Annotated in this window: 18 protein-coding genes; 14 read left to right on the top strand and 4 right to left on the bottom strand. The window is 73.6% G+C overall.

Annotation, left to right across the window (positions count from 1 at the left end; genetic code table 11):
* Window positions 1-3: 3 nt before the first annotated feature.
* Window positions 4-504 carry a DUF1269 domain-containing protein gene (locus LWC35_RS01075; RefSeq protein ID WP_232867938.1) on the bottom strand — a complete coding sequence of 167 codons (501 nt, stop codon included), beginning with the start codon at window positions 502-504 and terminating at the stop codon, window positions 4-6.
* A 105-nt stretch (window positions 505-609) separates the two neighbouring features.
* On the opposite strand from LWC35_RS01075, the gene LWC35_RS01070 reads away from it, so the two are divergent.
* From LWC35_RS01070 to LWC35_RS01045, 6 genes are all read left to right on the top strand, one after another.
* Complete coding sequence (locus LWC35_RS01070; RefSeq protein WP_232867937.1) at window positions 610-1,620, top strand: aldo/keto reductase family protein; 1,011 nt, start codon at window positions 610-612, stop codon at window positions 1,618-1,620.
* A complete protein-coding gene (locus LWC35_RS01065) occupies window positions 1,620-2,399 on the top strand; it encodes an SDR family oxidoreductase (RefSeq protein WP_232867936.1) in 780 nt (259 codons plus the stop codon). The genes LWC35_RS01070 and LWC35_RS01065 overlap by 1 nt, the downstream gene beginning before the upstream one ends.
* Before the next feature lie 111 nt (window positions 2,400-2,510).
* Entirely contained in the window at window positions 2,511-3,173 is a 663-nt protein-coding gene (locus tag LWC35_RS01060; RefSeq protein WP_232867935.1) for an NADPH-dependent F420 reductase, read from the top strand.
* A 150-nt stretch (window positions 3,174-3,323) separates the two neighbouring features.
* Window positions 3,324-3,818, top strand: coding sequence for a histone-like nucleoid-structuring protein Lsr2 (locus LWC35_RS01055; RefSeq protein WP_308194428.1), 495 nt, complete (start codon window positions 3,324-3,326; stop codon window positions 3,816-3,818).
* Window positions 3,819-4,053: 235 nt separating this feature from the next.
* Window positions 4,054-4,977, top strand: coding sequence for an NAD-dependent epimerase/dehydratase family protein (locus LWC35_RS01050; protein WP_232867934.1), 924 nt, complete (start codon window positions 4,054-4,056; stop codon window positions 4,975-4,977).
* Entirely contained in the window at window positions 4,974-5,693 is a 720-nt protein-coding gene (locus LWC35_RS01045; RefSeq protein ID WP_232867933.1) for a DUF1990 family protein, read from the top strand. The genes LWC35_RS01050 and LWC35_RS01045 overlap by 4 nt, the downstream gene beginning before the upstream one ends.
* Before the next feature lie 13 nt (window positions 5,694-5,706).
* Here the strand turns inward: LWC35_RS01045 and LWC35_RS01040 are convergent, their stop codons facing one another.
* Window positions 5,707-6,561, bottom strand: a complete 855-nt coding sequence (locus LWC35_RS01040) for an SDR family oxidoreductase (RefSeq protein WP_232867932.1) — start codon at window positions 6,559-6,561, stop codon at window positions 5,707-5,709.
* An 83-nt stretch (window positions 6,562-6,644) separates the two neighbouring features.
* On the opposite strand from LWC35_RS01040, the gene LWC35_RS01035 reads away from it, so the two are divergent.
* A complete protein-coding gene (locus LWC35_RS01035; RefSeq protein ID WP_232867931.1) occupies window positions 6,645-7,067 on the top strand; it encodes a winged helix-turn-helix transcriptional regulator in 423 nt (140 codons plus the stop codon).
* Here LWC35_RS01035 and LWC35_RS01030 read toward each other — a convergent pair.
* Window positions 7,064-7,897 (bottom strand): IclR family transcriptional regulator domain-containing protein, encoded by an 834-nt coding sequence (locus tag LWC35_RS01030; RefSeq protein WP_232867930.1) that lies wholly within the window; start codon window positions 7,895-7,897, stop codon window positions 7,064-7,066. The genes LWC35_RS01035 and LWC35_RS01030 overlap by 4 nt on opposite strands.
* A gap of 136 nt (window positions 7,898-8,033) precedes the next feature.
* Between LWC35_RS01030 and LWC35_RS01025 the strand changes: the two genes are divergently transcribed.
* From LWC35_RS01025 to LWC35_RS00995, 7 genes are all read left to right on the top strand, one after another.
* On the top strand, window positions 8,034-8,597 hold the full coding sequence (locus tag LWC35_RS01025) for a flavin reductase family protein (RefSeq protein WP_232867929.1): 564 nt from the start codon (window positions 8,034-8,036) through the stop codon (window positions 8,595-8,597).
* Between the two features lie 57 nt (window positions 8,598-8,654).
* Entirely contained in the window at window positions 8,655-10,223 is a 1,569-nt protein-coding gene (locus LWC35_RS01020; protein ID WP_232867928.1) for a 4-hydroxyphenylacetate 3-hydroxylase family protein, read from the top strand.
* A 1-nt stretch (window position 10,224) separates the two neighbouring features.
* Entirely contained in the window at window positions 10,225-10,392 is a 168-nt protein-coding gene (locus LWC35_RS01015) for a hypothetical protein (protein ID WP_232867927.1), read from the top strand.
* Between the two features lie 70 nt (window positions 10,393-10,462).
* Entirely contained in the window at window positions 10,463-11,245 is a 783-nt protein-coding gene (locus LWC35_RS01010; RefSeq protein ID WP_232867926.1) for an adenylyltransferase/cytidyltransferase family protein, read from the top strand.
* A 68-nt stretch (window positions 11,246-11,313) separates the two neighbouring features.
* On the top strand, window positions 11,314-12,324 hold the full coding sequence (locus LWC35_RS01005) for a permease (RefSeq protein WP_372462974.1): 1,011 nt from the start codon (window positions 11,314-11,316) through the stop codon (window positions 12,322-12,324).
* Window positions 12,321-13,118: a TIGR03943 family putative permease subunit gene (locus LWC35_RS01000; protein ID WP_232867925.1), complete on the top strand. Its 798-nt coding sequence runs from the start codon at window positions 12,321-12,323 to the stop codon at window positions 13,116-13,118. Before LWC35_RS01005 ends, LWC35_RS01000 begins: the two co-directional genes overlap by 4 nt.
* A 49-nt stretch (window positions 13,119-13,167) precedes the next feature.
* Window positions 13,168-13,995: a DUF1707 SHOCT-like domain-containing protein gene (locus LWC35_RS00995; RefSeq protein ID WP_232867924.1), complete on the top strand. Its 828-nt coding sequence runs from the start codon at window positions 13,168-13,170 to the stop codon at window positions 13,993-13,995.
* A 40-nt stretch (window positions 13,996-14,035) separates the two neighbouring features.
* Here the strand turns inward: LWC35_RS00995 and LWC35_RS00990 are convergent, their stop codons facing one another.
* The gene (locus tag LWC35_RS00990) at window positions 14,036-14,194 is read right to left on the bottom strand and encodes a hypothetical protein (protein WP_232867923.1); all 159 of its coding nucleotides are present in this window, start codon (window positions 14,192-14,194) and stop codon (window positions 14,036-14,038) included.
* Window positions 14,195-14,217 lie beyond the last annotated feature (23 nt).

Here is a 14,217-nt window from a genome sequence, read left to right as displayed (position 1 = left end):
GTCTCAGACGGTCTCGTGCTCCTCGGCGAAGACCTCCCGCAGCTTCTGCTCCTGCTCCTTCGAGAGGTTCGTCGAGATCAGCTCGGCCTGGGTGCCGCGGAACTCGTCGAGCACCTTGTCCTGCACGACACGCGAGGTCATGAGGAACAGCGCCGACGTGCCGGGCGTGACCTTCTCGCGGACCTCCTTGATGAAGCGGTCGTCGATGCCGACGTCCGACATGGAGCCCGCGAGGGCGCCCATCGCCGCACCGACCGCCAGGCCGAGCAGCGGGACGAAGAACAGCAGCCCGAACAGCAGGCCCCAGAAGCTGCCGCCCAGCGCGCCGGCCCCCGTCATGCTGTGCAGCTGCTCGGTCTTCGGCTTCTTGCGGTCCTCGGGCCACGTCACGACGGCCGCGTCGTCGAGTGTCAGCAGCTCCTGCTTCTGCAGTCGCTCCACCAGGTCCAGCGCGCGCCGGGCGCCGCCCGGGTCGTCGAACTTCCAGACGGTCAGCGTCGTCATGGATCCGCCTCTCCTCGATGTCGTCGGGGCTGCGACTGTCGTCGCCGTGGCCGGGGCGGGCCTCACCCGACGGGGGCGAACCTCGACGGGTGCACGATGGAGGCCATGGACTTCCGCCATCTCGGCCGCTCCGGCATGCAGATCTCCGAGATCACCTACGGCAACTGGCTGACGCACGGCTCGCAGGTGGAGAACGACGTCGCGACACAGTGCGTGCGTGCCGCCCTGGAGCACGGGATCACCAGCTTCGACACCGCCGACGTCTACGCCAACGGCCGGGCGGAGGAGGTCCTCGGCGCCGCGCTCAAGGGCGAGCGGCGCGAGTCGCTGGAGATCTTCACGAAGGTCTACTGGCCGGTGGGCCCGCGCGGGAAGAACGACCAGGGCCTGTCCCGCAAGCACATCATGGAGGGGATCGACGGGAGCCTGCGCCGGCTCGGGACCGACTACGTCGACCTGTACCAGGCGCACCGCTACGACCGGTTCACCCCGCTCGAGGAGACGATGCAGGCGTTCGCCGACGTGGTGCGGGCGGGCAAGGCGCTCTACATCGGAGTGAGCGAGTGGACGGCCGACCAGATCCGCCGCGCCCACGCCCTGGCCATCGACCTCGGCGTCTCCCTCGTCTCCAGCCAGCCGCAGTACTCCATGCTCTGGCGGATCATCGAGGACGAGGTCGTGCCCACCTCCGCGGAGCTGGGGATCGGGCAGATCGTGTGGTCGCCGATCGCGCAGGGCGTGCTCACCGGCAAGTACCAGCCCGGCGCGGCCTGGCCCGAGGGGTCGCGCGCCACGGACGAGAAGGGCGGCGGCGACGCGATCAAGCGGTTCCTCGCCGACGACACCCTCGCCCGCGTGCAGAAGCTGCGCCCGATCGCCGGCGACCTCGGGCTGACGATGGCCCAGCTCGCGGTGGCGTGGGTGCTGCAGAACCGCAACGTCGCCGCCGCCCTGGTGGGCGCCTCCCGGCCCGAGCAGGTAGAGGAGAACGTGAAGGCCGCGGGCGTGCGCATCCCGGCCGACGCCATGGCCGCGATCGACGACGTGCTCGGCGAGGCCGTCACCCGCGATCCCGCGCTCGTCGCCCGCTCCACCCCGAAGCGGCGGCCCGTCTGATGGACCTGGGGATCGCCGGCCGCACCGCCGTCGTCTGCGCCTCCACCCGCGGACTCGGCCGGGCGTGCGCCGAGGAGCTGGCCCGCGCGGGGTGCACCGTCGTCGTCAACGGGCGGGAGCAGGCCGCTGCCGAGGAGGCGGCCGCCGAGATCGCCGCCGAGACCGGTGCCGAGGTGGTCCCGGTCGGGGTGGACCTGAACACCCCGGACGGCCCCGAGCGGCTGCTGGCCGCGGTGCCGCACGTGGACGTACTGGTGAACAACAACGCCGGCCCGCCCGCCCGGGACTTCCGGAAGGTCGACGAGGAGGCCCTGCTCGCGGGCGTCCGGTCCAACATGGCCACCCCGATCCGGCTCGTCCAGGCGGTCGTCGACGGGATGGTGGAGCGCCGGTTCGGCCGGATCGTCAACATCACCTCGGGCTCGGTGAAGATGCCGCTGGCCGGGCTCGACCTGTCCAGCGGCGCCCGCGCCGGGCTGACCGGGTTCCTCGCCGGTGTCGCGCGGTCGGTGGCCCACGCCAACGTCACGATCAACTTCCTGCTCCCGGGCTCCTTCGCGACGGACCGGCTCGCCTCGCTCCAGCGCCGGACCGCGGAGCAGCAGGGCGTGAGCGTGGACGAGGTCGCGGCGGACGGGCGGGCGACGATCCCGGCGGGGCGGTTCGGCGAGCCCACCGAGTTCGGCGCCGCCTGCGCCTTCCTCTGCTCCGCGCAGGCCGGCTTCATCACGGGCCAGAACCTGCTGATCGACGGCGGCGCCTACCCCGGGGTGCTGTAGCGGCCCGTGCACTTCGCGAGAAGTGCCGGGCTCGACCCTGGCACGCGCCGGCAGAGTGCTCTGCGTCACCTCTCGGGAATGGTCGTCCGCGCGGCCTCGGTTGCGGCGGACATGAGGATCGGAATCATCGGTGCGGGACACATCGGCGGCACGCTGACGCGGCGGCTCACCGCCCTGGGCCACGAGGTCCGGGTGGCGAACTCCCGGGCCCCGGAGACCCTGGCGGAGCTGGCCGCGGAGACCGGCGCGACCCCGGTGTGGGCCCGCGATGCGGCGGCCGACGCCGACGTCGTGATCGTCAGCATCCCACAGAAGAACACCCCGGACCTCGAGCCCGGCATCGTGTCCTCGGCCAAACCGGGCGCGCCCGTGATCGAGACGAACAACTACTACCCGCAGCAGCGGGACGGCCGGATCGAGGCGCTCGAGAACGGCACCCCGGAGAGCGTGTGGGTGGCCGGGCTCCTCGGTACGCCGGTCTACAAGGTGTTCAACGGCATCTACTGGAAGCACCTGCTGGAGCGCGGGAAGCCGCGCGGCGCCGAGGGCCGGATCGCGCTGCCGATCGCCGGCGCCGACGGCCCGGGCAGGGACACCGTCGCCGCGCTCGTCGACGAGCTGGGCTTCGACCCCGTCGACGCCGGCCCGCTCGAGGAGTCCTGGCGCCAGCAGCCCGGCACCCCGGTCTACGGCAAGGACTACGACGCCGAGCGCACGCGCAAGGCACTCGCGGAGGCCACCCCGGAGCGGCCGGTGGAGTTCCGCGCCGCCTGATCGCACTCGTTCACGGGTCGCCCCCGGAGAACGGGCGCCGAATGGCACTCCCGGTACCCGAATGCCCCCTCCCGCGTGACCGTCCTCGACTTCTCGCGGAATTCGTGGAGAATCGGGGCAAACCGCGAGTACGGCGATCGGACGTGAACGATGGCGAAGATTACGAATATCACCCTGGTGGACGACCTGGACGGCGGCCGGGCGGACGAAACGGTCACGTTCACGGTGGACGGCAAGGAATTCGAGATCGACCTCAGCGCGCAGCACGCGTCGGAACTGCGGGAGGCGTTCGCGCCGTTCGTGGGCGCCGCCCGCCGCGCCCCCTCCGGTTCCGGGCGCAGGAACTACGCGCGGGTCGGCTCCTCCGCGGGCAAGACCCGGGAGGAGAACGCGGCCATTCGTGAGTGGGCGCTCTCGGCCGGGTTCCAGGTCTCCGAACGGGGGCGGATCCCGTCGAACGTGCTCGAGGCGTACGCGAATCGCGACACCACGGCCCCGACGCCGGAACCCGTGCCGGATGCCCCTCGGGAAGCGACGCAGGAACCCGCCCCCGAAGCCTCCTCGGGAGCCGCTGCGGAACCGCAGGCGGAATCCGCGGCGAAGCCGAAGCGGCGGACCCGGAAGAAGGTGGCCACGGCGAGCTGAGGATCGCCGGAACCCCCATCGCGGAAGGGCCTCCGACCACGGGTCGGAGGCCCTTCCGCGTGGGGGGGTTGAGTCGCGCCGTACCGGCAATGCGCTGTCGGGACGACGGGAGGAGCACGATGCCGGAGCTGCGAGGCACCCCCGGGCGCACAGTGGTGGTCGGCGCCTCGGGGAACGTCGGGACCGGGCTGTTGCGGGTGCTGAAGGAGGTGCCCGGCATGCGGGTGCACGCGGTGTGCCGCCGCCGCCCGTCCCGCCCTACGACGGCGCCGAACGGCACTCGATCGACCTCACCCGGGCCGACGCCGAACGGCGCCTGGCGGAGGTGTTCGCCGGGGCGGACGCGGTCGTCGACCTCGCGTGGGCCATCCAGCCGGTGCGCGACGAGGCGTCGATGCGGCGCACGAACGTCGACGGCACCGCGGCGCTGCTGCGGGCGGTCCGCCGCTCCGGCGTCGGCCATCTCGTCTTCGCCTCGTCGCTCGGGGCCTACGCCTCGGCGCCGAGGGACGCCGCGCGGCCCGTCGACGAGAGCTGGCCGGTCACCGGGCAGCCCCGCTCCGCCTACAGCCGGGACAAGCTGATCGCGGAGCGGATGCTCGACGCGTTCGAGCGGGACGACCCGGGCGTCGCGGTCGCACGGGTCCGGCCGACGCTGGTCGTGCAGCGCGAGGCCGCGCGCGAGATGGCCCGGCTCTTCCTCGGCCCGGCCGTGCCGCGGGCCCTGCTCGCCCTGCTGCGCGACGGCCGGATACCGCTGTTCCCCGTGCCGACGGGCACGGTCCTGCAGTTCGTGCACGCCGACGACCTCGGCCGCGCGTTCGCCGCGATCCTCGAGCGGCGCTCCCGGGGCGCGTTCAACATCGCCGCCGACGCGCTCGACGCGCGGGCACTCACCGCGCTGATCGGCGCCCGGCCGGTCCCGGTGCCGCACGACCTGGCCCGGGCCGTCGTCGAGCTGCTGTTCCGGCTGCACGCGCTGGCGATGTCGGCCGGATGGTTCGACGTCGCGGTGCGCACGCCGGTCATGGACACCGGCCGGGCCAGGCTGGAGCTGGGCTGGGCGCCGAAGACCGGCACCGCGGAGGCGGTGCGGGTCCTGCTCGAAGGCGTGGTCGACGACGCGACCTTGCCGAGCCCCGCGCTCGCGGTCGGATGAACGCGCTGCTCGCCGTCGTCGAGGGGTTGCGCGAGCGCGCGGTCACCGACGAGCCGGACGTGGAGACGGGCTGGACCGTCGACGAGCACGTGCACGAGCTGGGCACCGAGCTGCCCGGCGAGCCCCTGCCGGCCGGGATCTGGGAGCGGGCGACCGCGCTCGTGCGGGACTACGACTTCACCCCGCCGGAGCTGCTGCGGGCGGCCTACCTGCGCGACTCGGCGCTGCTCGGCCGGGACGTCCTGCTCGACGGGCGGTTCGGCCCGCTGCGCTTCCTGATGGGCGTGCGGATCACCGAGGTCGTCGACCAGCCCGACGAGGACGGCTGGCGGATCTGGGGCTGGGCGTACAGCACGCTCGCCGGCCACCTGCAGCGCGGCCGGGTGCTGTACCGGGTGGCGAAGCACCGGGCGTCGGGCCGGGTGGAGTTCCGGGCGAGCGTGCGCTGGAGACCCGATCCGCGGCTCGGCCCGGTGTTCGGGCTCGGCTGGGGGGTCTTCGGCCGGCGCAGCCAACTGCGCTTCTACCGGCGGATCGGTGAGCGCGTGCGGGAGCGGGCGGTCCTGGAGCCGCCGGGACGGCACCTCCCGGGCACCGGCCCGCTGGTGCTGGTGCCCGGCGACGCCCGGCCGGACCCGTGGGACCACGCCCGTCTCCGCGTGGCGCACCCCGTCCACGGGCGACTTCTGCTGCCGCCGGCCGTGGACCGGGCGTGAGTCGACGGGTGCGTCAGAGCGCGGCGCGCACCACGTCGGCGACCGGGGTGAGCGGGCGGCCGAGCAGCTCGGCCAGGTCGCTGCTGTCGATGTCCAGGTCGCCCCGGGCGATGCTCTCGTCGAGCGCGACGACGAACCCGGCCGTGCCCTCGTCGAGCCCGGCGCCGGTGAGGATGCCGGCCAGCTCGGTCGCGCTCACCGGGCGGTACTCCACCTCCCGCCCGCTGACCTCGGTGATCGTGGCCGCGAGCCCCTTGAACGTGACGGGGGCGCCGGCGAGCTCGTAGGTCTTCCCGGCGTGGCCCTCGCCGGTCAGGACGACCGCTGCGGCCTCGGCGTAGTCGCGGCGGGCGGCCATCGCCACCCGGCCCTCGCCGGCCGCGGCGACGATCGCCCCACGGGACAGGTAGTCGGTGAGCTGGGCGGTGTAGTTCTCGACGTACCAGTTGTTGCGCAGCAGCGTGTGCGGCACGCCCGACGCGGCCAGCAGCTCCTCCGTCGCCCTGTGCTCCGGCGCCAGCGGGCTGCCCGTGCTGTCCGCGCGCGTGATGCTCGTGTACGCGATCAGCGCGACGCCGGCCTCCTTCGCCGCGTCGATCACGTTGCCGTGCTGCTCGACCCGCTTGCCGACCTCGCTGCCCGAGACCAGCAGGAGCCGGTCGACGCCGGCGAGCGCGGTCCGCAGCGTCTCCGGCTGCCCGTAGTCCCCGACCCGGACCTGGACGCCGCGCGCGGTCAGTGCCGCCGCCTTCCCCGGGTCCCGGACGACGGCGACGACGTCGCCGGCCGGGACGCCCTTCTCGAGCAGGGCCTCGATCGCCAGGGCCCCGAGGTGGCCGGTCGCTCCGGTGACTGCGTAGGTGGTCATGTCGCCTCCCGAATGGTGTGCGCTTCGACAGTACTAACTATTCGTAAGCGCTGCCACTTCCCGCAGCGCTGTATCCTGAGAGCGTGACCACACGAGCCCCGGACCCGGTACCCGCCTGCGCCCCGTCCGACGAGCTCGTGACCACGGTGTTCGCCCGCAACTGCGCGTCGCGCACGGCGCTGGAGGAGATCGGGAGCAAGTGGGGCATCCTCGCCCTGCTGGCGCTCGGCGAGGGCAGCTACCGGTTCAACGCCCTGCGCCGGCGCGTCGACGGCGTGAGCGAGCGGATGCTGTCGCAGACCCTGCAGACCCTCGAACGGGACGGCCTGGTGACCCGCGAGGTGCACAGCACGATCCCGCCCCGGGTCGAGTACTCGCTGACCGCCCTCGGCGAGAAGGTCGCCGACAGCCTGCGCGGGCTCGCGGACCTGCTCGAGGGTTCGGTCGCCGAGATGTCCGCCGCCCGCGAGCGTTACGACGCCCGCGAGGACCGAGCGCCGCTCTAGAAGAACCCGTCGCGGACGACGGGCGGCGTGCGGGGGGACCAGCCCAGTTCCGTCGAGATCGCGGTGGCGGTCTCCACGAGCAGGGGCACGGTCTCCTCGCGGAGCCGCTCCGGGGCGAGCCTGCCGGCCGACGTCGAGGAGGCCAGGGCGGCCACCACGGCCCCGGTCCGGTCGCGCACCGGCGCCGCGGCGGAGACCAGCCCCTCCTCCAGCTCGCCGTCGACGATCGACCACCCCTGCTCGCGGACCTCGGCGAGGGCCATCCGCAGGTCGGTCGGGTCGGTGATGGTCCGCGGCGTGTGCGGGTGCAGCGGCGCCTGCTCGAGGAAGCGCGTGATCGCGGCCGGGCCGGCCCAGGCGAGCAGCACCCGCCCCATCGACGTCGCGTGCGCCGGGACCCGGGAGCCCACCGTGACGTTGATGCTCATGATCCGGCGCACCGGCACGCGGGCGACGTAGACGACGTCCGCGCCGTCGAGCTCGGCGAGCGACGCCGACTCGCCGGTGCGCTCGGCGAGGCGCAGCAGGTGGGGCTGGGCGAGCCCGATGCGCGCGTTGGCGGCGCTGTAGTGCTGCCCGATCGTCAGCACCCGCGGGGTCAGCGACCAGCGGGTCCCGTGGTTGGCGACGTAGCCGAGCCGCTGCAGCGTGAGCAGCAGGCGGCGGACGGCGGGGCGCGAGAGCCCGGTCCTGGCGGCCAGCTCGGCGAGGGTCGGGGTGGTCATCTCCTCGTCGAAGGCGAGGAGCACGGCGAAGCCCCGCTCGAGGCTCTGGACGTAGTCCCGTTCGGTGCCCCGCTCGGGTTCCCTCTCGGTGTCGCCGGTGCTCATCGGCCCATCCTTCCGTACCGCTTTCGAGAACGAGGGCTTGACCGCTGCACGTGGCGTGGGGCACTCTCGGGCCCGGTGAACGCAAAGCGTGCAGCTTGTACGCACAGCGTACGACCACCGCACAGGGAGGTGCGCGATGACGGTTCCGCCTCGGGAGCTGCGCAACGCCTTCGGCCGGTTTGCCACGGGTGTCACCGTGGTGACCTGTCGGAATGAGGAGGGAACCCCGCACGGGGCGACGGTGAACGCGTTCACCGCGGTTTCGCTCGAGCCGGCGTTGTGTCAGGTGACGTTGACCCGGAAGTCGAAGGCGTGTGGGTACCTGGAGGGGGCGCCGTTCGCGGTGAACGTGCTGGGTGCCGGTCAGCTCGACACGGCGTGGCATTTCGCCGGCCGGCCGGCCGATCCGGGTCCGGAGTGGGCGGAGGGCCCGAGTGCGCCGGTGCTGGTGGGGTCGGCGGCGGTGTATTCGTGTCGTCCGTGGCGTACGTATGACGGCGGGGACCATCTGATCGTGGTGGGCGAGGTCGAGCACATCGCGGTCACCGAGGCCGAGCCGTTGCTGTTCTACGCCGGGGCGTTCCGCGAGATCGGCCCGCTCGAGACCGGCATCCATTGGGGCGGGTCGCTGGACTGTCCGGAGGCGGGCTGGTTCGACGCGGCCACCCGGTTCACCCCGCTGCGCCCGCACGCCGCCTGATCCCGCCTGATCCCGCAGGGCACGACCCGTTGTTGACCGGAGAAGAAGGGCCACACGATGACGCTTGAGCAGGACCGCGCCGAGGCCGGTACGCCGACCGCGGCGGCGCCGATGACCGGTGCGGAGTACATCTCCTCGATCCAGGACGGTCGGGAGGTGTGGGTCTACGGCGAGCGGGTGAAGGACGTGACCACCCACCCGGCGTTCCGCAACCCGGTGCGGATGACCGCGCGGCTCTACGACGCCCTGCACGATCCGGCCACCCGGGACAAGCTGACGGTGCCGACCGACACCGGCAGCGGCGGGCTGACCCATCCGTTCTTCCGCTCGCCGCACTCGGTGGAGGACCTGCTCGCCGACCGGCAGGCGATCGAGACCTGGTCGCGGATGACCTATGGCTGGATGGGGCGTTCGCCGGACTACAAGGCCAGCTTCCTGGGCACGTTGGGCGCGAACGCGGAGTTCTACGCGCCGTTCGAGGACAACGCGCGGCGCTGGTACAAGGAGTCGCAGGAGAAGGTCCTGTACTGGAACCACGCGATCATCAACCCGCCGGTGGACCGTAACCTGCCGCCGGACGAGGTGGGTGATGTGTTCATGAAGGTCGAGCGCGAGACCGACGCCGGTCTGATCGTGTCCGGGGCCAAGGTCGTGGCCACCGGGTCGGCCATCACCAACTACAACTTCATCGCGCACTACGGGCTGCCGATCAAGCGCAAGGAGTTCGCGCTGATCTGCACGGTGCCGATGGACGCGCCGGGGGTGAAGCTGATCTGCCGCACCTCCTACACCCAGCAGGCCGCGGTGATGGGCAGCCCGTTCGACTACCCGCTGTCCTCCCGGATGGACGAGAACGACACGATCTTCGTGTTCGACAAGGTCCTGGTGCCGTGGGAGAACGTGTTCTGCTACGGCGACATCGAGAAGATCAACGGTTTCTTCCCGGTCTCCGGGTTCATCCCGCGGTTCACCTTCCACGGCTGCATCCGGCTCGCCACCAAGATCGACTTCATTGCGGGGCTGCTGCTCAAGGCCCTGGAGATCACCGGCAGCAAGGACTTCCGCGGGGTGCAGACCCGCGTGGGTGAGGTCGTGGGCTGGCGCAACACGTTCTACGCCCTGGCCGACGCGATGGCCCGCAACCCCGACGAGTGGCAGGGCGGGGCGCTGCTGCCCAAGCTGGACTACGGGCTGACCTACCGGATGCTGATGATCCAGGCCTACCCGCGGATCAAGGAGATCATCGAGTCCGACGTGGCGTCCGGGCTGATCTACCTCAACTCCCACGCCATCGACTTCAAGACCCCCGAGGTCCGGCCCTACCTGGACAAGTACGTCCGCGGCTCGAACGGCTACGAGGCGGTGGACCGGGTCAAGGTCATGAAGGCGCTGTGGGACGCGGTCGGCTCGGAGTTCGGCGGGCGTCACGAGCTCTACGAGCGCAACTACTCGGGCAACCACGAGAACGTCAAGGCCGAGCTGCTCTTCGCCGCCGAGGCCCAGGGCACCACCGCGGCGATGAAGGGCCTGGCCGAGCAGTGCCTGGCCGAGTACGACCTCGACGGCTGGACCGTGCCCGACCTGATCGGCAACGACGACGTCTCCTTCCTGCGCCACCGGAGCTGACATGACCACCACCCCCGAGCTGGCCACGCCGCCTTCCCACCCGCACCTGATGGTGCGCACGCACGGCCCCCGCCAGCTCACCACCCAGCGCTCCTTCACCGGCGGCCAGCGACTGGACTCCGACATCGCCTCCGCGACCACGGACGAGCTCGTCCTCGAACCCGCCTGACCGGCCCCGCCCGGCCCCGGACACCCGGGGCCGGGCGACACCCGACGACCCGGAGACCCGGAGGCCCGCCGTGACGGCCCTGCTCGAACCCGTCGGTCCCGAGACCGGAGCACCCGGGTACTGGCGCGGCCTCGACGAGCTGCCCTGGTGGTGGGGACGGTCCGTGGTCACCCTCGGGGTGTTCGACGGACTGCACCGCGGCCACGCCCGGCTGCTCCACCGGGCGGTCGAGCTCGGCCGCCGCCGCGGGCTCCCGGTCGTGCTCGCCACCTTCGACCCGCACCCGGCGACCCTGGCCGGACCGCCACGGGACACCACCGCGCTCCTCACCCTGGACCGGCGCGCCGAGCTCGCCCGCATGCACGGCGCCGACGCCGTCCTCGTGCTGCCCTTCGACGACGGGCTCGCCCGCACCCCGGCCGTCGACTTCGCGCGGGACGTGCTGGTCCGCGCCCTGCGCGCCACCGACGTCGTCGTCGGGGTGAACTTCCGCTTCGGGCACCGCGGCGCCGGCGACCTCCGGCTGCTCCGCCGGCTCGGCGCCCGGCACGACTTCACCGCGCACGGCGTCCCGCTGCTGCCCGGCTGCTCGTCCACCCGTGTCCGCGCGCTCGTCGCGGCGGGGGACCTCCTCGCGGCACGGAACGTCCTCGGCCGCCCGCACCGGGTGCTCGCCCTGGCCGATGGGCCCCGGCCGACGGTTCCCGACGGCGTGGCGCTGCCACCCGACGGCCGCTACCGGGCCTGCGTCGGCACCACTCCGACGGTGGTGGAGGTGCGGGGACGGACGCTGCTGGTCGCGGGGCATCCGCAGGGGACGGTCGCGGTCGACCTGCTCGAGCGGATCCCGTGACGTGAACCTCGATCCGTAACGGCTCCCGCCGCGGCCCGACAAGCAGAGGGCCCACGGAAGGGGAACGCGTGACGGAGACCCGAGCCGACGGCGCAGCCGGGCACCGCGACCGGGTGCGGCAACCGCCGCCCGTGCCGGTGGTGCCGATCGTCCTGCTCGGCGTGACGGTGGCGGCGCTGGTCGGGCGGTACGCGTTCGAGCTGGTCGTCGGCACGAACGAGGCCGTGCAGACCTGGTCGACCGTGTTCGTGGCGATCGTGCTGCAGGCCGTGCCGTTCCTGGTGCTGGGGGTGGTGGTCTCGGCGGCGATCTCGGCTTTGCTCCCGGAGGGCGCGCTCGCTCGGGTGCTGCCCCGCCGGTCGGCCGCCGCGGTGCCGGTCGCCGGGGTCGCGGGCGGCGTGCTGCCCGGGTGCGAGTGCGCGTCCGTGCCGGTGGCCGGGCGGATGGTGGCCGGCGGGGTGCCGGCGCCGGCGGCACTGGCCTTCCTGTTGTCGGCACCGGCGATCAACCCCGTCGTGCTGGTCGCGACCGCCGTCGCGTTCCCGCAGAACCCCGAGATGGTGGTGGCGCGGGCCGTCGGAGGGCTCGCGGTGGCGCTGGTGATGGGCTGGCTGTGGTCGGCGCTGGGCCGCCCGGGGTGGCTGCGCCCGCCGCGGCCGGCGCACCGCGAGGGCGGGACCCGCGCCGAGCGGTTCCGCACCACGCTGCAGCACGACTTCCTGCACGCCGGCGGCTTCCTCGCCGTCGGCGCGCTGGCCGCCGCAACGCTCGACGTGGTGGTCGACCCGGCCTGGAGCACGGGGATCGGCGGGGTGCCGGTCGTCTCCGTGCTGGTGCTGGCCCTGCTCGCCGTGGTGCTGTGCGTGTGCTCGGAGGCCGACGCGTTCGTGGTCGCGGGGCTGTCCGGGTTCTCCCTGACGGCGAAGCTCGCGTTCCTGGTCGTCGGGCCGGTGGTCGACCTCAAGCTGGTGGCGATGCAGGTGGGGACCTTCGGCCGCCGCTTCGCCCAGCGCTTCGCCCCCGCGACCTTCGTGGTGGCGGTCGTGGTGAGCACCGTCGTCGGCGCGGTCCTGCTGTGAACCGGCTCGCGGCACCGATCCTGCTGTTCGTGCTCGGCGCGGTGGCCGTTCAGCAGGTCGTGTTCGGCGGCTACGTCGACTACGTCCGGCCGGGCCACGGGCCCCTGCTCGCGATCGCGGGCGGGCTGCTGATGGCCGTCGGGCTGTGGGGCGTCGGCGCAGGCCTGCGGACCGCGCCGGAGGGGTCCGCGGGCGCGGCCCGGTTGGCCCGGGCGCGCGTGCACACCCGCGGCCCGCTCGCGGCGGACCGCGAGACCCTCGACCGGCTCCGCGCCGAGGAGCAGGCCGAGGGACACGACCACGCCCGCGTCCCGGGCGTCGGCTGGCTGCTGGTGCTGCCCGTCTTCCTCGTGCTGCTCGTGCCGCCGCCCGCGCTGGGCGCCTTCGCCGCGAGCCGAGCCGGGGCCGAGGTGCCGCGCCCGGCCGCCGTGGCCACGGACGCCCTCGCGGGGCCGGATCCGGTGCCGGTCGAGGTGCACGACTACGCCGAGCGCGCCGCCTGGGACGGGGGCCGGACGCTGGCCGGCCACACCGTGGTGCTCACCGGGTTCGTGACGCCCCGCGAGGCCGGCGGCTGGTACCTGAGCCGGATGATGATCAGCTGCTGCGCCGCCGACGCCCGCAGCTACCTCGTCGAGGTCGTGGGTGCCCCGGCACAGCGGGAGCCGGCGAAGAACTCCTGGCAGGAGGTCACGGGCACCTACACCCCGGGCGACGGCACGCACACCGCCCGGGTCACCGCGCTGGAGGTCCGCCCCGTCGCCGCCCCGCAGGACCCCTACGAGCTGCCCTGAGTCGCGGGGCCGGTCCGGCACGGTGTGATCCCCGCCCTACGATCCGGCCGTGTCCTCCCTCCGCACCCGGGCCCGCGACGCGGACCGGAACGCGCTGTGCAACGCCCTCGACACCGCGTACGCGGAGGGGCAGATGGACGGGGCCGAGCACCGCGAGCGCACCGCCACCGCGCTGCGGGCGACCACCCTCGGGGAGCTGAAGGCGCTGGTGGCGGACCTGCAGCTGGAACGCCCGATCGCATTGCTGCCCCCGGATCGACCGCCGCGCTCCCGCGGCGCGCGGTGGGCCGGTGTGCTGGTCGCGCTGGCCCTGCTCGGGGTGGGGTTCGGGATCGGGCACGCCGCCGGCAGATCGAGCGCGCCGGCGACGACCACGTCCGGGGCCGTCGCGGCGGGCGCGCCGGTCGCCCCGGTCGCCCCGGTCGTGGTGACACCGGCCGGGCTGCACACCCCGGAGGGCTTCGACCGCCTCGTCGGGGACCTCCGCGCGCGGCTGGGCACCGCGGTCGTCGCCGACGCCACGGTCTACCCCGACTACGCGGTGCTCACCGTCCCGGTCGAGGGCTCGCCGGGCCGCGCGCAGTCCTACACCTACCGCGGCGGTCTCGACGGCCCGAGCCCGGCCGGCACCCGCGACGCGGACCAGCCCGTCGTCGACCTCGCGACGATCGACGCGCGGACCGCGCTCGGGCTGGTGGCCGGTGCGCCGGAGAGCCTGAAGGTCGCGGACCCGACCAGCCGCTACATGATCATCGACGACGAGGGCGAGGGCCCGCGGATCGCGGTCCACGCCTCGAACGACAACGGCGAGACCGGGTACCTCGAGGCGCGGCCGGACGGCTCGATCATCGCCGTGCACCCCCACGAGGCGATCTGATCGGCCGCGGTCCCGGTCGCCGGGGCGGCCGGGCGGCGGGTCACTCCCCGCCGAACTCGGTGGCCTCCCGCTCGGCCTCGGTGCGCTCGTCGCGCCCGTCGTCGGTCGGACGCGCGGTGCCCGGGTCGACGTCGCGGGTCGGCGCGTCCACGGGCTCCGGCCGGTCGTCGTCGCGCGGGTCGGGATCGCTGTTCGGCACGGGTCCTCCGGGAGGTGCGAGGG

Source organism: Pseudonocardia kujensis, from assembly GCF_021283305.1.
GTDB lineage: Bacteria > Actinomycetota > Actinomycetes > Mycobacteriales > Pseudonocardiaceae > Pseudonocardia > Pseudonocardia kujensis.
Note: the sequence above shows the minus strand (reverse complement) of the source record. Positions and strands in the feature narration are given on the sequence as shown.